Source organism: Ureibacillus endophyticus (assembly GCF_003628435.1).
In the GTDB taxonomy this organism is placed as follows: Bacteria; Bacillota; Bacilli; order Bacillales_A; family Planococcaceae; genus Ureibacillus; species Ureibacillus endophyticus.
In genome coordinates this window covers 1-22,891 of the sequence record NZ_RBZN01000031.1, presented here as the reverse complement: position 1 = coordinate 22,891, position 22,891 = coordinate 1, and the positions used below count along the sequence as shown (strand labels likewise).

Annotated in this window: 25 protein-coding genes; 13 read left to right on the top strand and 12 right to left on the bottom strand. The window is 32.5% G+C overall.

The features are described 5' to 3' along the window. Positions 1-84 precede the first annotated feature (84 nt). The 6 genes from D8M03_RS12115 to D8M03_RS12090 form a co-directional block, all read right to left on the bottom strand. Positions 85-360 (bottom strand): hypothetical protein, encoded by a 276-nt coding sequence (locus D8M03_RS12115; RefSeq protein ID WP_121215046.1) that lies wholly within the window; start codon positions 358-360, stop codon positions 85-87. A 148-nt stretch (positions 361-508) separates the two neighbouring features. Next, a complete protein-coding gene (locus D8M03_RS12110) occupies positions 509-1,126 on the bottom strand; it encodes an NUDIX hydrolase (protein ID WP_121215045.1) in 618 nt (205 codons plus the stop codon). Between the two features lie 151 nt (positions 1,127-1,277). Further along, positions 1,278-3,329: a methyl-accepting chemotaxis protein gene (locus D8M03_RS12105; RefSeq protein ID WP_121215044.1), complete on the bottom strand. Its 2,052-nt coding sequence runs from the start codon at positions 3,327-3,329 to the stop codon at positions 1,278-1,280. Between the two features lie 326 nt (positions 3,330-3,655). Beyond that, a complete protein-coding gene (locus D8M03_RS12095; protein WP_121215042.1) occupies positions 3,656-4,492 on the bottom strand; it encodes a DMT family transporter in 837 nt (278 codons plus the stop codon). A gap of 185 nt (positions 4,493-4,677) precedes the next feature. Continuing rightward, complete coding sequence (locus D8M03_RS17740) at positions 4,678-4,818, bottom strand: hypothetical protein (protein ID WP_170148437.1); 141 nt, start codon at positions 4,816-4,818, stop codon at positions 4,678-4,680. A 79-nt stretch (positions 4,819-4,897) separates the two neighbouring features. Continuing rightward, positions 4,898-5,623, bottom strand: a complete 726-nt coding sequence (locus D8M03_RS12090) for a 3-ketoacyl-ACP reductase (protein WP_121215041.1) — start codon at positions 5,621-5,623, stop codon at positions 4,898-4,900. 137 nt (positions 5,624-5,760) lie between these two features. Between D8M03_RS12090 and D8M03_RS12085 the strand changes: the two genes are divergently transcribed. The 3 genes from D8M03_RS12085 (at position 5,761) to D8M03_RS12075 (ending at position 8,107) form a co-directional block, all read left to right on the top strand. Then, positions 5,761-6,198: a LytTR family DNA-binding domain-containing protein gene (locus D8M03_RS12085; RefSeq protein WP_121215040.1), complete on the top strand. Its 438-nt coding sequence runs from the start codon at positions 5,761-5,763 to the stop codon at positions 6,196-6,198. A 13-nt stretch (positions 6,199-6,211) separates the two neighbouring features. Next, a complete protein-coding gene (locus D8M03_RS12080) occupies positions 6,212-6,646 on the top strand; it encodes a DUF3021 family protein (protein ID WP_121215039.1) in 435 nt (144 codons plus the stop codon). 150 nt (positions 6,647-6,796) lie between these two features. After that, positions 6,797-8,107 carry an alpha/beta hydrolase family protein gene (locus D8M03_RS12075; protein WP_121215038.1) on the top strand — a complete coding sequence of 437 codons (1,311 nt, stop codon included), beginning with the start codon at positions 6,797-6,799 and terminating at the stop codon, positions 8,105-8,107. Between the two features lie 91 nt (positions 8,108-8,198). Here the strand turns inward: D8M03_RS12075 and D8M03_RS12070 are convergent, their stop codons facing one another. Continuing rightward, on the bottom strand, positions 8,199-9,167 hold the full coding sequence (locus D8M03_RS12070) for a DMT family transporter (RefSeq protein ID WP_121215037.1): 969 nt from the start codon (positions 9,165-9,167) through the stop codon (positions 8,199-8,201). A 134-nt stretch (positions 9,168-9,301) separates the two neighbouring features. On the opposite strand from D8M03_RS12070, the gene D8M03_RS12065 reads away from it, so the two are divergent. From D8M03_RS12065 to D8M03_RS12040, 6 genes are all read left to right on the top strand, one after another. Then, positions 9,302-10,153: a LysR family transcriptional regulator gene (locus D8M03_RS12065; RefSeq protein WP_121215036.1), complete on the top strand. Its 852-nt coding sequence runs from the start codon at positions 9,302-9,304 to the stop codon at positions 10,151-10,153. A 146-nt stretch (positions 10,154-10,299) separates the two neighbouring features. Further along, entirely contained in the window at positions 10,300-11,058 is a 759-nt protein-coding gene (locus tag D8M03_RS12060; protein ID WP_121215035.1) for a MerR family transcriptional regulator, read from the top strand. Beyond that, positions 11,055-11,768, top strand: a complete 714-nt coding sequence (locus tag D8M03_RS12055; RefSeq protein WP_121215034.1) for a CPBP family intramembrane glutamic endopeptidase — start codon at positions 11,055-11,057, stop codon at positions 11,766-11,768. Before D8M03_RS12060 ends, D8M03_RS12055 begins: the two co-directional genes overlap by 4 nt. A gap of 148 nt (positions 11,769-11,916) precedes the next feature. After that, positions 11,917-12,441 (top strand): sigma-70 family RNA polymerase sigma factor, encoded by a 525-nt coding sequence (locus D8M03_RS12050; RefSeq protein WP_121215033.1) that lies wholly within the window; start codon positions 11,917-11,919, stop codon positions 12,439-12,441. Further along, positions 12,428-13,543 (top strand): S26 family signal peptidase, encoded by a 1,116-nt coding sequence (locus tag D8M03_RS12045; protein ID WP_121215032.1) that lies wholly within the window; start codon positions 12,428-12,430, stop codon positions 13,541-13,543. Before D8M03_RS12050 ends, D8M03_RS12045 begins: the two co-directional genes overlap by 14 nt. Before the next feature lie 125 nt (positions 13,544-13,668). Then, entirely contained in the window at positions 13,669-13,938 is a 270-nt protein-coding gene (locus tag D8M03_RS12040) for a hypothetical protein (protein ID WP_121215031.1), read from the top strand. An 84-nt stretch (positions 13,939-14,022) separates the two neighbouring features. Here D8M03_RS12040 and D8M03_RS12035 read toward each other — a convergent pair whose 3' ends face one another. Continuing rightward, entirely contained in the window at positions 14,023-14,685 is a 663-nt protein-coding gene (locus tag D8M03_RS12035; protein ID WP_121215030.1) for a Crp/Fnr family transcriptional regulator, read from the bottom strand. Between the two features lie 66 nt (positions 14,686-14,751). Between D8M03_RS12035 and D8M03_RS12030 the strand changes: the two genes are divergently transcribed. Both D8M03_RS12030 and D8M03_RS12025 read left to right on the top strand, forming a co-directional pair. Then, on the top strand, positions 14,752-15,489 hold the full coding sequence (locus D8M03_RS12030) for an HAD-IIB family hydrolase (protein WP_121215029.1): 738 nt from the start codon (positions 14,752-14,754) through the stop codon (positions 15,487-15,489). 185 nt (positions 15,490-15,674) lie between these two features. Continuing rightward, complete coding sequence (locus D8M03_RS12025; protein ID WP_121215028.1) at positions 15,675-16,856, top strand: NupC/NupG family nucleoside CNT transporter; 1,182 nt, start codon at positions 15,675-15,677, stop codon at positions 16,854-16,856. Between the two features lie 90 nt (positions 16,857-16,946). Here D8M03_RS12025 and D8M03_RS12020 read toward each other — a convergent pair whose 3' ends face one another. Further along, positions 16,947-17,531 (bottom strand): TetR/AcrR family transcriptional regulator, encoded by a 585-nt coding sequence (locus D8M03_RS12020; protein WP_121215027.1) that lies wholly within the window; start codon positions 17,529-17,531, stop codon positions 16,947-16,949. A gap of 130 nt (positions 17,532-17,661) precedes the next feature. On the opposite strand from D8M03_RS12020, the gene D8M03_RS12015 reads away from it, so the two are divergent. Then, on the top strand, positions 17,662-18,813 hold the full coding sequence (locus D8M03_RS12015) for a YhgE/Pip domain-containing protein (RefSeq protein WP_121215026.1): 1,152 nt from the start codon (positions 17,662-17,664) through the stop codon (positions 18,811-18,813). Positions 18,814-18,888: 75 nt separating this feature from the next. On the opposite strand, the gene D8M03_RS12010 is transcribed toward D8M03_RS12015, so the two are convergent. Next, positions 18,889-19,512, bottom strand: coding sequence for a LysE/ArgO family amino acid transporter (locus tag D8M03_RS12010; protein WP_121215025.1), 624 nt, complete (start codon positions 19,510-19,512; stop codon positions 18,889-18,891). Positions 19,513-19,634: 122 nt separating this feature from the next. Here D8M03_RS12010 and D8M03_RS12005 point away from each other — a divergent pair, with 122 nt between their 5' ends. After that, positions 19,635-20,252: an NAD(P)-dependent oxidoreductase gene (locus D8M03_RS12005; RefSeq protein WP_121215024.1), complete on the top strand. Its 618-nt coding sequence runs from the start codon at positions 19,635-19,637 to the stop codon at positions 20,250-20,252. Positions 20,253-20,391: 139 nt separating this feature from the next. Here D8M03_RS12005 and D8M03_RS12000 read toward each other — a convergent pair whose 3' ends face one another. Both D8M03_RS12000 and D8M03_RS11995 read right to left on the bottom strand, forming a co-directional pair. Continuing rightward, positions 20,392-21,135 (bottom strand): DUF4230 domain-containing protein, encoded by a 744-nt coding sequence (locus tag D8M03_RS12000; RefSeq protein WP_121215023.1) that lies wholly within the window; start codon positions 21,133-21,135, stop codon positions 20,392-20,394. Positions 21,136-21,352: 217 nt separating this feature from the next. Further along, on the bottom strand, positions 21,353-22,240 hold the full coding sequence (locus tag D8M03_RS11995; RefSeq protein WP_121215022.1) for a VOC family protein: 888 nt from the start codon (positions 22,238-22,240) through the stop codon (positions 21,353-21,355). Positions 22,241-22,891 lie beyond the last annotated feature (651 nt).

Here is a 22,891-nt window from a genome sequence, read left to right as displayed (position 1 = left end):
TCTTATTAAATAGTACACATGTCCATATACAGACAATAAAAAACGTTATTCTGCCCCTTTGGAGCAGAATAACGTTCCTATTAATTAATCTTCCACTATATCTTGTACTTCCTCGATTTGCTGTTTCAATTGTTCTAAATGTGCTATATTTTGCTCGATGATATCCATATGTTCATTATGTTCTATTGCATTCATTTTTGCATTCTCTGCATGTGAAATGGCATTAAATGCATGCTCTACCGCAATTTCTTGTGGGTGTGACATTGCCTGCTTAACTGCGCGGTCTGCCTTTTGAACAGAGTTACTAAATAAAGTACTTGGGTGATCTTGTTTCCAACTTTGATCCGTATGTTTTGCCATATTTCCCTTCCTCTCTTTTTAGATTAGATAATGCTTATCTAAAGCATAGTATTGTAAAGAGGAACACAAAATATGTATACATAGGATTTAGTAATATGGGAAACGGGAGTGTCTGAAAATTTGTTTTGAGACTCTCATCAAATATAAACTACAGTTTCTTTAATTGCTCAACAAAGTGTTTTAAAATTCTTGCTGTTAATCCCCAAATGGTATATTTTCCATAATCAAAGAACCATTCTTCTATAGAACGAGTTCTCCACTGATAATTTGCTCCATTCATAATTTTTTCAAACGGGAAATCAGCTTTAGGAGCAATTTCAACAGATACTGAGTGCATATAAGGCTCATATTGTAAAAGCCATTTAACAGGTACTGTAAACACCTCTTCGACTTCATCTTTATTGAACGAAAGCTGATGATAATCCAGTGTTGCAACAGAAGGATATACGACAAATGAAGGGGATGCAATATAGGGGCTTAATTCACCAATAACATTTATTGTTTTAGGATTTATGCCAAGCTCCTCGGAAGTTTCCCTTAAAGCAGCAGCTAGTGGAGATGAGTCTGTATCATCAATCTTTCCACCAGGAAAACTAATATCCCCAGGTTGCTTTCTCAAAGTGAAGGAACGTACTTCAAAAAGGATATGCCATTCATTTTCTATTTCCACAAGGGGAATCAAAACTGCTGACTTAAAAGCTGTCTCTTCACCGATAAAATGAAATTTATTCTGCTGTATTTGATTTTTCAGTTTTTCTAAGAACATATTCTCCCCCATTACTTTAAACATTTTCATCATTCCTTAATTATCATTTTATTCTAATTAAAAGTAACAAGCTAGGACATACATTAATCTAAATATATATGTAAGTTTTAAAAAAACATACCCACTCGATAGGATTCGAGTGGGTTATTTATTAATATGCAATTACCTGTTCTAACTCAATTGTACTATTATGAACCTTTTCAAATAATTGTTTTAATTTTTCTAATGTCTCTTCTACTTCAATAATCATTGAAAGTAACTCTTCACTATTGGCAGCATTTCTTTCAATACTTTCATTTAAATGGGTAAAGATTTGTTGAACATCTTTTTCATTGGATGATAAAATTGCAAATTGCATATTTAAATTATTAATTTCAGTAGCAGTGTTTTTCGTTTCACTAATCAAGTTTTCAATCTGATCAACAGATGCTTCTACATCCGTATGACTACCTTTTATAAAATCTGTTAGCTCTAAGTTTGCTTCGTTTGTAGCAGCTACATCAATTTGAATTTCGTGTAGAATTTCCCCTATTTTTTCCGTAGCAGCTTTGCTGTCTTCTGCAAGCTTTTTAACTTCTTCTGCTACTACAGCAAAACCTTTCCCAGCTTCTCCTGCTCTTGCTGCTTCAATTGATGCATTTAAAGCTAAGAGATTCGTTTGTTCAGAAATTCCTTGAATCACTGAAATAATGCTACTAATTTCAGTAGAATTATTTTGTAGCTTTTCAAGTCTTCGTTGGTTTGTGTTAGTCTCAAAACCAATCTTTTTAATAAAGTCTGACATTTTTTTAAGTCCCTCAATGCTGTTATTAGCATTATTCGTTGTTTTAACGGAGACATCCTTCAACTTAATGTTAATATCACTTGCTTGATTTACTGCATTGCTCATTTTAGAAACGATTTCATTTCCTAATTCTACATTTTCTAATTGCTTTTGATTAATAATAGCAGAATCATGAACTGCCTGAGAAAGTTGTCCAATATTTTCTAACATGTGGATCATTTTATCTTTAAAATCACTTTGTACATACGTTAAATTTTCTGTGCTTTTTTCAATTGTTTTAAATACATTTTTGCTTTCGTCAATTACATATTGGATAGATTCTTGTATTTTTTTCAATTCTACTTCATCTCTAGTACCTACAGAAACAGAATCTCCCTCTGTTCTCATATTTCTTAAAATTCCAGAGAATCTTTGTAGTTTGTTTGAGAATTTTGTAATTATAAAAATTAATAGACTGATGAATAACACTGTTACTACGATTACTGCAATTGCTATATTTGTACTAGATTTTGTAAATGCTCCTTGCGCCTCAATTAACGCTTCATTAGCTGATAATGATGCAAGAAAATATGGATTTGCATCAATTTGAGAATAAATGACGTATATCGTTTTCCCATCAACTTTTATTGGGTAATAAATCTCAGAAACTTGTTCTTTTTGTACTTTTAAAATGGGTTCGCCATTTTCCATTACGGCTTGTACATTTTGATCATTGATTGTTACGCCTTTTTTCCAATTCCCTTCATAATTACCGTTAATATTTTCAGTTAATACAAGACCAGATGCATCAACTAAAAATAGACTTTGGATCGTATTATCTTGTTGAATAAAAGTTGAGATGGATCTTTCAATTTCTTCAGCATTTAATGCTGTTTCTATAATGCCTTTACCATCTGTTCTAGGGATTGCAGTAAATTTAAAAATTTCTCCTGTTTCCTCTTTAATCTTTAAGTTGGAAGGTAAATAAGTAGATTCCCCTGTAAGAAGCATTTTATATCCATCCCAAATATCAAATAAATTTAGGCCAACTGCCGCTTCTTCAGTAGTTGTTGTAAAAATACCATTTTCATCTGTTAAATAGAGATCTGCCATCCCTGTTTGTTGTTTTAGTTGTTCTAAGTCTTCAGTAGAAAGGCTGTTTGTAGAGTCCATATATTGAATAAGGTAGGCTGTATTTAACATATTCTTATCAATCTCTTGCTCTACAGTCACTATATGATTTGAAATCGAACTTGTTAACTGTTCTAATTGTTGGCTGACTAATTCTTTTGATTGCTGATCAATTTCATTAGTTAGTTTTTGAGAGTTACTCTTCATCTTTGAACTCTCAATAAAAGAAAATAGTATAGTACAAGCAATGATAGCTGTCATTAATAACATCAATAGAATAACTAATTTTTTCTTCAGTGACATCGACATGTTTTTCCACCTTCTTAAGGGTAATTTTAATAAACGTTATTAGAACAATAATATTAAATTAAAAAGATAATACCAAAATATTACATTATCTGTAAGTAATATTTTTACCTTTTTATGGTTTTTAAATTTTTGGACTATTTTACCATTTAAAATATGTTTCTCCTCTTTCTTTCCTACATAAAAACAAATGTTGGTTACATGCCACTTAGTGAAGGTGTGAAATCTAATGTCAGAAATACTGAATTTTATAACTGCAACAACCACGATAGAATAATAAAGTTGTAATAAATAAGCCACCATTCTGAAAATGAATGGTGGCTTCCTTATTAGATCTTTGTTAATACAATTCCTGCAACAGCTGTAAGAATTCCAATAATTTGATAACTTTTAAGTCTTTCTTTAAATAATAGACAACTGCCTAAAACGACAACCAAACAGCTTAAACTTACTATTGGAAAGACGATACTTGCAACACCAGTTTTTAAAGCGAAAAAATAACTACTATAACCTACTACACTAATACAACCAATCATAGTACCTAATGCAAATTCAGTGCGCTGCCATTTTTCCTTAATGATGAAGCTATTTATAAATAAATAGACAGCACCACCACCATACATACTGACAAGAATATTAACTGAATCAATATGTAAGTTAGAAGAAGTTTTCATTAGTATACCAAGTATACCAAATGAACCAATCGATAATAAAATATGATATAGCCATGGCTTATAATCAATTTGTATATTGTTACTTGGTACATATTGAATAATTGCAGCAGAACTCAGCATTACTATAATACCGATCCATTGTAATAGAGTAATATGTTCATGAAAAATAAGTGCCGCGCTTAATAACGGAATAATCGTATTTGTACTAATTAATGGAGAAGTAATGCTTGCTGGTCCTTTTTCAAAAGCCTTAGACATTTGAATATTTCCGTTTGCATTTAATATTCCAATGGTCGCACCAAGAATAATCGTTAATGCGTTAAAGGGTGAAAACTCTACAACTACTCCATAGAAGAGCATGATTAAAAAGGCAGCAAGGTAGAAGGTAAACTGCAAATGTACTTTTGATAAACCTTTTCCTGAGGTAATCTTGAAAATCATATTTGAAATACCAAAACAAAACATTGTCATCAATGCTGCTACAATCCACATGTAAAATCCCTCTCTCTGATGATCGACGTTAGTTTAATATAAATCTATTTTCTATTAAATGAATCCTACAATTAGAGAAAATAATTGTCAATGGACACCCTAAAACTAGAGACAGATTTTAATGAAAACATAAAAAAGCCAGAGAAGTTTACTTTCCGTAAATTTTCTCTGACTAATTATTGCTGTTAAAATAAATCACTTAGGAAGGATTGCATAGATTCAGGTAGCATCTGAAAGAATAATCCTTGAAATTTAATATCTAAAATTCCGGCAATAAGAATGATAATTACACCGAAAAATACAATCCATTTCTTTTTTAAATTCACTAGTTAATCCTCCAACAAAAATATTATAGTTCATAGTTTATAGTACTTTCTTGATTAAGGCTAACTAGTTTATATCTAATTAATACGGATTAGTTGCAATAAAACTCGCTGTTTTTACATAAATACGTGGATTTAACTTTAATTGATTCACGATAAATTCTGCGATATCTTCAGGTTGCATTAACTTGCTCTCATTATTTTCTTTAATTAAATTTAAGTCGAGGGCTAAATCTGTAGCAACTGTACTTGGAGTTAAAGCAGAAACTCGAATATTATTTCGGCGAACTTCTTGTGCTAGTGATTCAGTGAACCCAATAACACCAAACTTTGATGCACTATAAGCACTTGAAGTAGCAGCACCGCTTAAACCATTTGTCGATGATATATTAATGATATCCCCACCATTTTTCTCAATTAACTGTGGTAATACAGCACGAGTTACATAGTACGTACCCATTAAGTTCACATCAATAATTTTTTTCCATTCTTCAGGATCCATATCTAAAACAGAAGCGAAAGATGCAATACCTGCATTATTAATTAAAATATCCGCAGTTCCTAATGTTTCTGTTAAAAAGGCAATTGCTGTATCCACTTGCTCCTTTGACGATACATCGGCTACAGCATACGCTACTTTCACACCAAAACTTTCAATTTCTGAAGCCACATCTTTTAAAGATGATTCAGTTCTTGCAACTAAACCAATGTTTACTCCTTCTTTTGCTAAAAGTAATGCAGTTGCCTTCCCAATTCCTCTTGCTGCTCCTGTGATAAATGCAACTTTTCCTGTTAATGATTGTGCCATATACTTATCTCCCTTCAGTAGTACGAATTCCGCTCCCATTATACAGCTTTAATTATTATTTGGCATTAATTTGAATTTCGCATTTTCCTTCTATGAATTAAAATTCTATTAAAGCCATTTATAAAGTGAGGCATGTTATGAAAGTTTTGATCGAAGTGATTAATAAAAACCAAGAAGAGGAAATTTGTATTCGATGTCATGAAGTAAATAATGAAATCAATCAGATTGTGAATCAATTAAAATTGAATCTCACTACTATAGTTGGTCATGAAAATGATAAATATCATCAAGTTAAACTTCGAGATGTGTATTATTTTGAGGCAGTAGAAGGGAAAGTTTTTATTTATTGCAAAGACAAAGTATATGAAGTGAAAAACAAACTTTATGAAATTGAAGAAATGTACAAAGGGAAAAAATTTTTCCGAGCATCAAAATCAACTATTATTAATATTGCTAAAATCTCTCACATTTCACCTTCCTTTAGCGGTAGATTTGAAGCACTACTTGATAATGGAGAACGTCTTATGATTTCTCGTAAGTACGTACCAAATCTTAAAACGATGCTTGGTTTATAAGAGGAGGAAAAAAATGCAGTTATCTGAATTTATCAAAAAGGTACTTCAGCAATTCCTAATTATTTTTGCGCTGATTATTATAATCCTTACGTTTTTACGCCAACTATATTATCCAGAAGCCTCTTTCGATTTGAAATCCATTTATATTGTGATGGCATTTTCATTTTTCGCTTCACTACTTGGGTTTATACTATATTCTCCAAATAATTTAAGTGAAAAAAACAGTCGTATAAGAATGGTGATTCATTTCTTAGCATTAGAGGCATTATTAATTACTCTTGCTTCAATAACTGGAATTGTAGATAGTGTAATAAGCAAATCCATTCTTGCCATTCAGATTGCAGTCATTTATTGCATAGTCCGTCTACTCTCTTGGCAACAAGATAAGAAAGTATCAAATGAGATTAATGAAAAGCTCCATTTATTAAGAAAAAGCTTAGAGGAATAGCTGTTATTTTGAGGTGTCTCAACGCATGTGGAACACCTCTATTGCATCTTACATAGCTCAAAATGCATCTTATCGATTTTTTGTAGATTTCCACTCCAAAATTTCCTATTCTCAAATTACCAAATTTGAACTAAAGGGGAATTTGAAAAAATGGGGATTGTATTATTTTGTATTACATTGGTTTTAGAATGCGGTTATGCTATTTACTGCATTGCTACAAAACAACATCATAAAAAGATAAAAAATTGGCTGAGAATTGCTGTACTAATTGTATTTTTAATACTAATTCTTTCACCGATAATTACTTGGAGTTTCCGTTGGGTATTAATTACGACCGTGTTTACAATATCAGCAGGATTGGCAACAATCTCATTAATTCGTCAAAAAGCATATACTAAAGAATTTAAAAATTCTAGAATCATTTTCAATACATTCTTTACAACATGTATCTTCTTTTTGGCCCTTACACCTGCTATCATTTTCCCACAATATCACAAGCCCGAAGTAACAGGGGAATTTAAAGTTGTTACAGCGACTTTCACATATGTGGATGAAAATCGAAAAGAAGAGTTTGAAAACCCTTATAACAATCGAAGTGTAAATGTTGAATTTTGGTATCCTGAAGAAGCAAAAGGTACTTATCCACTATTGGTATTCTCTCATGGAGCGAACGGTGTTAAAGCTAGTAATGCATCAACTTTTAAAGAGTTAGCTAGCCATGGTTATGTTGTCTGTTCCATCGACCATCCTTATCATTCCTTTTTTACTGTTTCCGATATGGGTGAGATTACGACCATTAATAATGAATATATGAAGGAAGTTATGGATTCGAATAAAGGTATTTATACAAATGAAGAGTATTTTGAGCTATTTCAAAAGTGGATGAAACTCCGAACAGAAGATATAAATTTTGTCATTGATACCATTCTTCAAAAGACTGAAACTGATACAAACCTTGTTTATCAATTAATAAATCCTGAAAAAATAGGGGTATTTGGACACTCTATGGGTGGCTCAGCAAGTGTTTGGGTAGGGGGAAAACGAGAAGACATAGATGCTGTTGTAAATTTAGATGCTCCATTTTTCAGTGAATTAAAATTTAATAAACAACAAAATATAATAGAAGCAAGCAACCATACGTATACAACTCCTATATTGAATATCTACACTGACGATGTTTGGAAACAACTTGGAAGTAATCCTACTTATGCTGCAAATAAAGCTGCAAATCAGAATTTTGTAGAATCCTATACAACGCATTTCCTGGGTGCAAAACATTTAAGCTTAACCGACTTATCAATGATTTCTCCTTTCCTTTCAAATCTATTGCAAGGTGGAAAAGCAGATATTGATCCATTGAAATGTCTTGAAAAGGAAAATCAACTTATACTCCAATTTTTTGATTATGCATTAAAAGATGACACTAATTTTGAACTAGAACAAACATATGTACTGAAGTAAAATTTCCCAGGAATTTTTCTGTTAGCACAAGAAAAAAGGCAACCCTTGACCTATCAAGAGTTGCTCATTTTTCATTGTAGACTCATGTGCATTAAGAAGTTCGTTCCTGCAAAATCGATTGAACACTTTGTTTTGAATCCTTCTTTTGTAACATTCGTACATATACATTATTCGATATGAGCGAAATAATAATTAAAATAGTGCCAATAAAATCGAATAGTGTTACAGGATTTCCCTGGAAAATAGAGATTAATAGTGTTGTAACAGGAACAAAGTTAATAAATAATAAGCCATTTAATGGTGTCAAAATACTTACACCGATATTCCACCCAAGCAGTGCAATGACTCCTGGGAAAATAATCATAAACAATAAATGCGGACTTACAATAATAATTTCATTTATAGATGGAATCTCAGTATAACCAAATAATGTTGTACCAACTGTAATGACAATAGCTGTAATCGTTCCAAGTAAACAACTTAATGTGGAATAGCGAAGAGCTGACCATCCACTAAACTCACTTCCACCCATTGTATAAATCACCCATCCTATTACGGCAATAAAGATAAGCATGGATGGGATAAAATGATCAGTTGCACTAAGGAACCCTTGAATATCGCCTTTAGTAATAACTAACACTGCACCGATAAATGATATTAAAACACATCCTAATGTGAATGAATATGGACGTTTTTTTAATATCATCCACACAATCACAATGGATATCATTGGCATCAGTGATTCCATAATAGACGCAACCATTACTCCTGAATGACCTAATAAATCCTCTCCCCAGAAGATAAAGAGATTATAGATTGTAAAGGCCATTGTGCCAAAAAACCATAATTGCAGACCCTTTCCTTCAAAACGAAAAGCACCTTTTCCTTCTTTCCATAATAAAATTGCTACTAAGATAACAGAAACAGATCCATAACGAATAATTGTAAAATAAAATGGATCTATATACTTAAAAGCTGCATGTGCTACAGGAAACATTGCTCCCCATGAAACGGCAGCTATAAAACATAAAACTGCTCCAACTAATACACTATTTTTCAATTTCTTTCTACCCCTTTCACCAGTTTGTCATATTCAACATATTAGCTCCATTTCCATATCTCGTAAAATGAATAAAAGGGATGTTTAATATCATTTTTTTTGATACCATGAATATTTAAGAAGGGGTGAGTAAATTGGAACTTAAAGATTTGGAAATTTTTCAAATGGTTGCGGATAAGGGGACGGTTTCAGAAGTAGCAAAAGAATTGAATTACGTTCAATCAAACATAACTTCAAGAATACAAAAGCTTGAAACAGAACTGAACACTGCATTATTTAATCGGCATCGTCGTGGGATGAGTTTGACACCAGAAGGAAAGAAACTATTAACTTATAGCAAAAAAATACTTCTACTAACTGATGAAATGAAAAAAGCTGTCCAAAGTAATGACGAACCTTCTGGAAAATTAGAAATTGGTACTGTTGAAACAGTCTATCGTTTACCTGAAATTTTATCTGCCTATATGAAAAAATATAAAAATGTCGAACTTTCCTTATTTACTGGGGTTACAGAACTATTAGAAGAGGAAGTACTTAATCACAAGCTAGATGGGGCATTCGTTACAGAGTCGAACTTCCATCCCGATATTATTTCTCATGAAGTATTTCAAGAAGAGCTAGTATTGATCTCTGATTCTCGTGATTATACATTAGAAGAGTTAAAAATCGAACCATTTTTATGTTTCAGTGAAGGTTGTGGTTACCGCGCACGTTTTGAATCATGGTATAAAGACAACAACATTAAACCTCAAAAGGTAATGGAATTTGGTACATTAGAAACTATACTACGCAGTGTCTCCATGGGGCTTGGTGTTTCATTCGTTCCAAGGTCATCAGTTACTTATATGGAGCAAAGTGGACTCATCCAATGCCATTCACTACCTGATAAATATAGTAAAATTAAAACCGTTTTTATCAGAAGAGCAGATACCTATTTAACTTCAACGATTAAAAAATTTATTGAAACAATCGAATTAAATAAGTAATACCTGGCCTCCAAATGGATCGCCAGGTTTTTTATTTTTATCTTATTCCTCCAAATAAATTTTAAATTTTATCTAGAAATATCTTGAACCTCACGTAAGGTGATGTTTTATGATTAAAACAGGAATTAAAAGGGAGATTGATTGAAATGAAAGAGCACCTTTCAATTGGAGAATTTGCAAAAAGAACAGGCGTAAGTATTCGAACGCTTCATTATTATGATGAACTAGGGTTATTGACTCCACTACGTACTGAAAGTGGAAGAAGGGTTTACAATAACACTCATTTTGTAACGATGCAAAAAATCGTTACGTTAAAATTTCTTGGATTTTCCCTAGAGCAAATGAAAAATTTAATACAACAAAACGACTGGAGTGTAAAACAATCTTTAGAGTTTCAAAAAAAACTTATGGAAGAAAAGCTTAGTCAAATTCAAAAAGTTATCAATGCATTAGATCATGCAATCAATCTTGTTGATGAACAGGATGCAATCGATGCAAGTATTTTTGCCTCGATTATTCAAGGGATACAACTACAGGACGAACATAAAGAATGGTTAAAATCGATATACACTGTTGAAAAAGTGGATGAAATTTTTGATATCTCAATAGAAAAACAACAAGCATTAGAAAGGAAATTTGCCAATATCCTAGCTGAGTTAAAAAATAAGTGCGGCGCCAACCCTGCAGATGCCGATGTACAACAGTTAATACATGAATTAATGACCATGCTACAAGAAATAGTCGGGGAAGATTTACATTCATTTTTTGAAAAAGTAGATGGAGCTGAAATAGAAGAAGAAGATCCTATGCAGCCTTTACCACTTTCTGATAGTGAGCTGGAATGGGCACGAGAGGCGATGAAAATTTATTTGAAAGAAGCTGGGATTGAGGAGGAAGCACAATGAGTTTCTATGAGCTATTTTTAATTACGATTATCCTATTACCTGGTATACTACTAATGGTGTTCAATGAAAAAGATTTATATAAAGATCTTTCACAAGAGGTACCATCTTTTGCTCTTCGATTAGTAAATCATGTCATATTATCATTTCCATTTGCCATATTAGGTTTATTTTTTTACAAACATGGTGATTTTAATTTATTTTCATTAAACATTGATAAAATTTCTATTCTACTTAGTCTATTGGTCGCTTTAATTAATGTTGCTGCTTATTATTACTTGAAAAAGAATGACTTAAAGGAAGCCCTTTTAGAAGGGGATAAAACGAGAAAAAAAATATGGATTTTAACTCGTTGTTTTTACGGAGGCGTTGTAGAAGAAATTATTTTCCGCTTTGGTATGATAAGCTTCTTTGTGTGGGTTGGTAACTTATTCATCGCGCAATCAACCGTATCATTTTGGGTTGCGAATGTGCTGACGAGTATCTTATTTGCTCTTGCTCATCTACCAGGGATCTATCAAAAACAGAAAACTGTAACAAAAACAATGCTTCTTTATATTAATAGCATAAATCTATTAGTTGGCATAACTTGCGGTTGGTTGTATTGGCAATATGGACTTCTAACAGCAATAATGTGTCATATGTTATTCCATCTAGTGTGGTATATATTTGAAAAATTTGAATATCAGTTTAATGGTAAGCTTGAAGTATAATGTGTGCTTTTAAGAGAGAAACCAATAACTAATTTAAAGCAAGGGAGAAATCTCTTGCTTTTTTTATTGTAAAATATCCCATAAAAATTTGAACAATTTTCAGAAGTAATAGCGTCTAAGATTTACAATACAAAGGAGGTGGTCTGAGTTGGAACTAGAAGAGATAATCGAGAATTATGGTGAATATCTATATCATCTTAGTTATTTATACGTTAAAGATTGTCAACTTGCAGAAGAAATTACCCAAGACGTCTTAATGAAATATATGATAAATCGTACAAATTTCCGGGGAGATTCCTCTATTAAAACCTATTTAACTCGAATTTTAATTAACTGCTGTCATGATAAACTCCGAAAACTAAAACGAAAAACCATGTTAAGTCAGTTAATGTTTTTTAGAAAAAATGAACCTTCTATTGAAAAAATGTATGTGCAAAAAGAAGTTTACAAAACTTTAAAAGATAGTGTCCTTGCTTTACCACTACATTATCGAGAAGTAATTATACTATTTTATTACGAAGAATTTGAAGTAAAAGAAATTGCAAATCTTTTAAATGTATCGCCTAACACCATTCGAACAAGGTTACGCCGCGCACGTGAACTATTAAAAACAAATGATTCTTTAGAAGAAATGTATGCTGAGTTAGGAGGGGAATTTTATGAAGGAGTTTAAGGATAAATTAAAAGAGGAATTACAAAGTGAAGTACCTTTTTCAGCTGATGTAAAAAAGCGTTTAATGCAAATTCCACCAAAAAGACAACAAACAAATTGGAAGGTACAGACTATTGCAGCATCGGCTTGTATTTTACTAACGTTCTTGATCATTACTCAATTTCCACAACTATCTAAACAGGCATTTTCAAGTGAAGTTGAACCTCTTTCAATCATAACAACAGATTCTTCTAATGTAATTGACCCTGAATATGCATTTCTATTAGGAGACCAATGGATGCTGAGGGGGCTACCAATGATTGTCGAAGAAAATGCGCAATTAAACTATGGAGATTATGTTGCCTATTATTCGACAAATGGAATTGTTGTTTCGACCGTTTTAGGGTTATCAGGGGATAAAGTACATATGGACCAAGGACAAATTTTAGTAAATGACAAAATTTTACACGTTCATGGATTAGGAGAAAAGATTACTAATGATAATGAAGACAATCCTCTTCAAAATCCATACTTCTTCCATAATATTAGTAAAGTAATTGATGATTTTATTAATAAAGAGGTAATGACTAAAAAGGGTGAATTCGTTATATATGATAATCAAAGTGGACATACAATTACAACGATTACGGATGCCCAAATAATAGGAAAAGTCATCGGTGTTCAAAATTTCAAACCAACATTTAGCTTAAGTACGGATGAAAAAAAATTGTACGATGCATTTAAGGAAAGTCTGGATATTGAATTATTTAGAGGCGTATCTCCACTATCTATCGCTAAAATTTATATTGTAGCTGAAATGGAGCTTGATTATGAAATATATAATGCATTATTTACTACTGTAGAAGACCCTTCTACTAAGCAGATAAGGAAATACAACGAAAAAGCACAAAAAGTACGGGAAGCTTATTTTACTAAGGAAATTCAACAACTAATTAGCGCTTATGTATTTGCAGGATTAGAAAATGGTACCTTTAGAGAAATTAACGATACTTTAGGCGAGATCAGTTACATTTCACCAATCAATGGCAGTGAAACATCCTTCAATATGAGAAAAAATAAAAAAGGCATTTGGCAACCAGCATTCTCACGTGCCTTATATTAACCATAAGAGGGCGAAATACAAGCCCTCTTCTTTAATTTTAAAAAAAAATTAAATTCGATGTTTACAATTGGTAATTAATTGCATATGTTGGCTTACCAGTTACTTTTTATACAGCAGTGTCTTTTATGCATGAACTGTCTTTAGAAGAAAAGCTTGCGGGACTTGAGGATCAGCTTCAGCTTTTAGAAAAGGAATTGGCTGTTCTTCAATCTGGACAAAAAGCAAAAGAGCAACATATTAGCCTTGATCCAATTGCCAAACTCCAATTTGAAAACATGTTTAATCACTATCAGCTTCAAATTGACTTTATCAATAAAATGATAGAAGAATTGAAAACTCAAGAAAACGCACAAACCAAATTAACAAAGGAAGACTTACAAAAGTATTTTGACTAGATAATATTTTTTAGCAACAGGGTGTGAGCATTTAATATTGGACGCTCACACCCCTTTAAAAATATACTACTGCATTATACTTTACTATTCAAAACGAACATCATTCGAATAAAGTTTAACCTTTCCCCAATTTAAAACTTGTACTTTATCTCCCTCTCGATGAATAGTTCCTTCTTCATTCCATTGCTTTAATATACGGTTTAAATGTCTCTTCGTTGTGCCAATTAGAGAGGCTATTTCATCTAAATTATTTGTCGTTATGTATTCACTATTTGCTCTAGAAGATTCGATTGTACAATAATATGCAGCTAACCTAACAGAAACCGGAGATAGAGCATTTACTCTTGAAGAGATTGTACATGTCTTTAATTTATAAGCCATTTCTTTTAATAATAAATGAGTAAAACTACTATCCGATTTTAAATAATTATTATAAATATGTAATGGTACAAATATAAATTCACAATTCTCTGCGGCAATACAATTTGATTGAATTTTACATTGTTCAAAAATCTCAATATCCCCCAAGATGGACGGTTTTTTACTATACCTCAACAACAATTCTTTACCAGTTATCTCAAGACTTGAAACGTAATATTTCCCTTCTATTAAAAAATATAATCCATCAATTTCATCACCTGTTTTTAAAATACACTCATTCTCTTTATAGGTTTTCAATTGAAGTTTGCTTATTATGTCATTGCGAAATTGATAGTTATATATTTTGTAGAACTTCTCTAAATTCATAATTGGAGACACCTGTCCTTTCAACAGCGATTCATTCTCATTATACTAATTACAGGAGGCGAGAGAATGAACTTTGTTTTTGATATTGATGGAACATTATGTTTCAATGGCAAAACGATTGACGAAACTATTATTGCAGCATTAAAAGAGCTTATAGCAGAGGGGCATGAAATTATTTTTGCTTCTGCTAGACCCATTCGTGATTTAATACCTGTATTACCTGAACAATTTAAGAAGGGGAAACTTGTTGGTGGAAATGGTTGTTTTATTTCTCAAAATGGAAAAATTACAGCTAATTTTTTCACACCTAATTTGACACAGGAGCTACATACAATTATTCAACAGCATCAGCTTACATATTTAGCAGATAGTGAATGGGATTACGCTTTTACGGGTAGCTTTGAGCACCCAATCTATCAAAATATAAATCATAGTTCTGCAAAAAATACCCCACTTTTAGAGTTACAAAAAATTTGTAAATTAGTATTATTTAAACCTAATTCAGCTGTTATTGATGCACTTAGCAAATTACCGGTTAGTATCACATCTTATAAAAATGAAGATGCAATCGATATAAGCCCATTAGGTATTAACAAAGTGTATGGTCTTGAAAAGCTACAAATAAAAGAATTCATCGCATTCGGAAATGATAGTAACGATCAATGCTTATTTGAAAAAGCTCAATTTAGTGTCTGCGTGGGAACTAATGACGTACATAAATACGCTTCAATGACCATAACAAAAGAGGAAGTTGCTAAAACCATCATTCATTTAAAAAACAATATTCTAATTAAACATTTCTGAAATACTGCTAATCACAGTATTTCTTTTTTTTTACCTTGAATAGTATTCGATACCTTCTATTAGATTTTTACTGGAATTAACATGCCAGATTCGTTTTTAAATAACATGGTTAAAATATCTATTGTATTCACGAAAAAAATCGCGATTGCGTAGTAATTTTGCGGTTTATCATCAGGAGGTTACAGATGCAATACGTTATATCTGTTTTAGGAATTCTTATAGTATTGTTCTTAGCGTGGTTGGTAAGTTCCAATCGTAAAGAGATTAAATACAAACCCATTATCATAATGCTTGTCATTCAATTCCTCTTATCTTTACTATTGTTAAATACAGAATTTGGCTTAATCATTATCAAGGCTATAGCTACTGTTTTTAGCAAGTTACTTGAATATGCGAGTGAAGGAATTGCCTTCGTATTTGGTGGTATAGCAAACGAGGGAGAAGCACCATTCTTTTTAACTGTGTTATTACCAATTGTATTTATTTCTGCTTTAATTGGGATTCTTCAGTACCTTAAAATTTTACCTTTTATTATGAAAGGAATTGGTTTTCTTTTAAGTAAGGTAAATGGGATGGGAAAACTGGAATCCTATAATGCGGTTGCTTCATTGATGGTTGGACAATCCGAAGTTTTTATCACATTGAAGAAACAACTCGGTCATATCTCAAACCATCGTTTATATACGCTATGTGCCTCAGCAATGTCGACTGTATCCATGTCCATTGTCGGTGCATATATGACCATGTTGGAACCGAAATACATTGTCACAGCCTTAGTTTTAAATTTGTTTGGAGGATTTATCATTGCAACTATTATTAATCCATACGATATTGATCCTAAGGAAGATATATTAGAAATACAGGATGAAAGAAGACAATCCTTTTTTGAAATGCTTGGTGAATATATCCTAGATGGTTTTAAAGTTGCCATTATCGTTGGCGCTATGTTGATTGGATTTATTGCTTTAATGGCTGGTTTCAATCATGTATTTGAGTTAATTTTCAATATTTCCTTCCAAACAATATTAGGCTATCTTTTTGCGCCAATAGCCTTTATTATGGGCATTCCTTTATCAGAAACAGTAAGTGCTGGAGCAATTATGGCAACTAAACTATTAACGAATGAATTTGTTGCGATGTTAGATTTGTCAGAGGGCAGTTATAACTTTACCGAACGAACAATGGGCATTCTCTCTGTATTCCTCGTTTCCTTTGCCAATTTTTCATCAATCGGAATTATTGTAGGGGCAGTTAAAGGGCTAAATGAACAGAAGGGGAATGTGGTTGCCCGTTTTGGATTGAAATTGTTATACGGGGCTACCCTTGTAAGCATTCTTTCAAGTATTATTGTTAGCTTCGTTTTATAATAAGGCATACAGCAACACCACAGCTTATCGGGGAATATCAAGAAAAAAAGGAGATGTCCAAAAGTTTTTACTTTTTGGACACCTCCTTTCTTATTTACCTTGAATAAAGAAAATAATATCAATATATAATTTAGTCATTTCTTCAGGCGTTTTGTCTAAATCATTTTGAACCCATTGTTCGATTAATCCTAAAAATGCAGATGTGATAAACGCTAAAAAATAATCCATTGGAACTTGTAAATTCTCATTGTAGTTTTTATTTTTTTCTAAATTAATGCGTACCTTTTCTAATATTGCCAATTTAAATCGAAGGTGAAATCCTGCTCTACCATGATCACTTAATAAAATTTTTAATAATGGTGAATGCATTTTAATTGTACTAAATAATGTTGCTGCTAATTGCTCTTGCCCTTTTTCAAATGAATGAATCGATGAATAACTCGATTGCAGCTCATCAATATGATTCCCTAAATCCTCAAATAATTGTAGTTCTATTTTGTCTAGCAAATCAAATTTATCAACATAGTGTAAATAAAATGTCCCACGATTAATGTTTGCAGTTTTTGCAATATCCCCTACTGTAATCGATTCAAATGGTTTACTCTGCAGCATTTCCAAAAAAGATTCTTGAATAAGTTTTTTGGTTTTACGATTTTTTTCTATATAAACACTCATCAAAAACACCTTCTATTTTTCAAAATTCAACAATATGTTTATTTTGTTGATTGCTTGTGCGTACTCTTAGATTATAAAATAATCACGTAGCAAACAACAACATGTTGAAAATTGAGAAAGGGGAAAGAAATTGAGATTATTTAAAGAAAAATTAGCATGGGCTGCTCCCATTGCCGTTATATTAATTATTGCGTTATTCTCGGTAAACTTATTCGCTCAAGGGAATCCACAAGTAAAGAACTTACCAGCAGCATTAATCATAAATGATGAGGGAGAGCATGTAGAAACTGTAAAAGCTGCAGTCGAACAAATGAGTAAAGGTGTAGACGGCGCTCAGCCAATGTTAGCTTTTACAACTGAAAAAGAAGAAGATATTGAAGACTTATTTAACGATAAAAAGTATTACGCAGCATTAGTTATTCCTGAAGGCTATAACGATTCATTACAGAATGTGATGACAAATAATATTCCAGCAACATTAAAAATATATATCAACCAAGGATTTAATTATACTGGTGCAAACTTCGCAAAAACAGCTTTAAATGGATTAATTACACAGTTAAGTGGACAATATTCAGCTAACTTCATTCAAAATATGAACGGTCAACAAATTGATGCCACTAAAGCATCTGTTCTTGTAAGTCCAATTGTGCCTGAAGAACAAATATTCAATCCAATTACTGCTTCTACAGCAAACGGTAGTGCTCCAACATTAATGGCTGTACCTGCATGGGTTGGTGCTTTAATTGGTGGTTTCATTCTATTCTTAACAACATCAAGCATCTTAAAAAGAGAGCTATTTACACGTAAACAAACTTTACGTTTAATGGGTGAACAAGTGCTGTTCGGCGTTATTGTTGCATTATTCTCTGGTTTTACAGTTGCAACATTAGGGCAGCTAGCTGAAATTAACATGCCAAGTTACTTATTAGTTGCATCTTTTGTATCCTTTGCTGCATTCTGTTTCTTCTTATTAGTATCAGCAATTACAGCTTGGATTGGTAAACCAGCCATTACATTGTTCATGGTTGTAATGCTTTTAGGTATGGGTGTACTAATGACACCACAAGAAATGCTTCCAAGTTTCTTTGTAAACTTCATTCGCCCATGGGTGCCACTTCGCTTTGCGTCTGAAGGTTTACGTGAAATTTTCTACTTCGGTAGTGGTTTCTACACTGGCGGATCATTCAACACAATTTTAGGAATTGGTATTGTAGGTTTAATAATTTTTGTACTGTCTATTTTCAAACCAGTAAAAGTACCAGTACAAAAAGAAGACTAATAGAAAAAAAGCTAACCTTTTGTGGTTAGCTTTTTGCATAATGTATCTATTTTAATTAAATTCCAATTTAACTGTTTATATAGACAATAATGTATACAGGTGATATGCCATATAGATTGCCATAACCCAAATAATTATTGCTGAAGCTTGGTTCATTCGAGTTAAGAACTTACCGGTTTTATCAATTTGACCGATCTTTCTACCAGAAAAGGCTAAAGAAAAGAACCAAATCCATGAAACCAATATACATGCCATAGTAAATATCCATTTATCATATCCTATGTAAGCCAATGAGCTAGTGCCAATAACACCAATAGTGTCCATAATTGCATGAGGATTCAATAAAGATACTGAAGCTGCGAAAGTGATTTGACGTCGAGCTGAGAATTGGCTTTTCTCTTGATTTGTGTTTACTTCTGGTGTGCTTTTCCACATAACCCAGCCCATATAGGTTAGGAAAAAGAAGCCTATTAAAAATAATAAGATTTTTAACCATTCAAAACTAAAAACAATCATTGATACACCAGCTACGGCCAAGTAAATGAGTATTGTATCACAAACTCCTGCTGTTATGATTGCTGGTAAAGCATTAGTAAATTTGTTATGTGTAGCACCTTGGTTAAATATAAATACGTTTTGAACTCCTAAAGGTAATATTAAACCGAATGCCAATATGATTCCATGAATAAACGGTTCCACTGTTATTCCCCCTGTTCTTATATAGAATAACGGTAGATGTAAAAAACTACTATCATTTTGTCAAAAAGAAAAGTTTTCCATTAGGATGCTATACTGAAAATAGAATATAAAGGAGGAAGATTATGAAAATTATTGTATTTGGAGCAACTGGTGGTGTAGGAAAATCCGTTGTGAAGCAAGCGTTAGAAAAGGGATTTGAAGTAACTGCATTTGTTCGTACTCCATCAAAGGTAGAATTAAAACATGAGCAGTTACATATTCTCCAGGGAGATGCCTTCAATAAAGAAGAGGTCGCTGCGGCAATTGCAGGACATGATGTAGTCGTGTCTTGTTTAGGATCCAGTCAAGGAATGAAAAAATCAACAGAGCTTGAACAAATGACGAAAAATATAGTAGATGGCATGAGAGAAAATAAAGTCAATCGCATCATCTACACAGCTTCTGCTGGAATTAACAACGAAATACCAGGAATCACCGGTAAAATGGTTATGAAAATGCTAAAAAATGCTTTAATAGATCACCGCAATGCTGTTGATTATATTGAAGCAAATGGATTGAATTTCACAATCGTTAGACCAATGGGATTAACAAATGACCCCTTAACTGGCGAGTATAGAGAAGCAAAAATTGGCGTACCAGAAAAAGCAAAAAGTATTCCACGTGCAGATGTTGCTCATTTTATTGTGAAAGCATTAAGCGATAAACAATACGAAAACGCATCTATTAGTATAGCTAAATAAAGAATAATCAACTTACCGAATACCGAGATTATTTTCCTTCTAACTTTTAAAGAACTGACTTATGATATCTCCTCATAAGTCAGTTCTATTGTTTTTTCCCATCTTAATATGTAATTTTTAATTTGATTTTGATAGCTTTTTACTTAAATGTTAGCTTTACAGTATACCCAAGGTTACTAAAAAAGTTATCCAGAACTTTCTCTGCATTCTCTTCTGCTGTTTCCAATAAACCTATTTCAACGGCTTCTTTTTTGATTTCCTCTTGTGCTACTGCTGCTAGATCAAAACCTTCATCCCATTTTACTTCTCCACGGAATAACCCCTCATCCGAGAATGTTTTGATATGATCCATCTGAATTGCGGGCTCCTGTATAAATGTTGCTCGTGGTAGTGTTATTTCTAATTTCTTTTGTTCATCATCTACTTTTATCGCATCTGAAGTAATACTTTTAAAGTCAACGCCGGCAATGACTGTAGCAGGAACGATTAATAATATTTCTCTTTTTGTGCCTGGTATATTAAGCGAAATATCCTTTCCGAACAACTTATTATCTTCTTCTTCGATTATTACTTTAAGATGAGCTTCCGCTGTGGCAAGTGTTGCTAACTGTTGAACCTGTTCTACAAATGTTGTACTTTCCTTTTTAACTGTACTTCCAGATAATAACCAAGTAACACCAGCTGTAATAGCAATGAGAAATAGTGCAATTAAAAGTATCTTTCTCCCCCAAAATTTAAAAGTAAGCTTTAATAATACTCCAGAGATACTTTTATTTCTTCTACTTTGTCCTATCAATGCCGTAGCAGCACTTTCATTTTTACCTTTGTTAAGTTCTTTTAATACATGTTCAAAATTTGTTAATGCTTCAGCTCTTTTATTCATCATTTCCCCCTACATATTACATCTTCATTTCTACTAGACTCATATTTTAAAAGTAGGTGAAATTGTTAAATTTATCAAGTTATTGACACAAACGTTGAAATTAATGAGAAATCCTTTACTTAAATTTACTTCACTGTATGGAGCTATATGCAAACCAAAAGCCAGTTACTCTTTAAAAGAATAACTGGCTTTAGATAGCGATAGTATAAAGTAGACCTTATTCTTTTTCAAAACGAGCCTTTTGCAAAGCATCTAAATCGATTTTTTTCATTTTAAAAAGCACCTTTTGAACTTTTTGGATTTCATCTTTCGAACCATTAGTCATAAACTCATCTATGTTATCCGGAACAATTTGCCATGAAACACCATACTTATCCTTCAACCATCCACATTGTTCTGCTTCAGGTACAGCTGAAAGTTTACCCCAGAAGTAATCAATCTCATTTTGATCTTTACAGTTTACAATAAGAGAAAATGCTTCATTAAAATTGAAATCAGCACCAACTCCATTATCCATTGCCGAAAAATTCATGCCCGCAAGTCGAAATGCGGCATAATTTACTTTTGCCTTTGGTGTTGCGGCTTCACCAGGCCGATATTTGCTGATAAACTCGATTCCAGAGTCCTCAAATATCTCCGTATAGAACTCTATTGCTTCTTCAGTCTTCCCACATGAATCACCTGAGAAAAGTAGGTTGGGTGTAATCTTTTGAGCAGTCTGATTATTGTCTATCAGCATCAACTGCCATGACAAACCATATCTATCTTGAACCCAACCATAACGCTTATTAAATGGATATTCACCTAAGGGCATTAATTCAGTACCGCCTTCTGATAAAGCCTTCCATTTAGTATTTACTTCATCTTCAGACTCACATGCTACCATCAATGATATAGAGGAATTAAATTTGAAGTAAGGTCCTCCACTTATAGCTTGGAATTGCTGTCCGGCCAATTCAAAGTTAACTAAGTCTGCATCTCCAGAAGGGGTATTTTCCAAAACGTTCACATTCATTATTTTTGAGTCTTCAAACAAACTTACATAAAAAGATGCAGCTTCTTTTGCTTCTTTGTCATACCATAAATGTGGAATTATTTTTTGCATAAGTGGCCTCCTTAATGGTGGTATATTAATTCTACCTAATTATCCCCTCCTACAAAAAACTCAAACATAGAAAGGTAATATAAGAAATCTATCTCTAAAGCAAAATACATAAAAAAAGTATGTGAAGTTCACTTTCACATACTCTATTAAAATACTAAATTACATCGATTTAGTAGTTAATCGTAATGGACGAAGCACACGCTACTGGTGTACAACATCTAGCATTCTATACTTTTATCTCAAAGTGAGCGCCGACTAATTCATGTATGCAACGTAATCATTCTGTCGTTTAACTTATTTATGATACGGTTCAACGTGACTAATAAAAATAAATAAGTTTTTCTAAAAAATACCATCATTAAATTCAATTATTAATTATTCATTAACCAAATAAAAGCTTCAGGGAACCGCTTACTCCATGATTCTATTCTATGTATACCATCGGAATCTATCACCACGTTTACATGTTCTTGATTAAAACCAACATTAAGTAGTAGTTCCTCCATTTCCTTTACATCTTGAGCAGCCAATTGTGTATTGCATAATAAAAGTGCAGACTAGTGCAACGAATTTGTACAGAGTCTAGCACTTTTTTAGTGCAAAAAAATAGACTTGCCAGCCACCCCAAGTCACTCTACTGTTAAAGTGTCG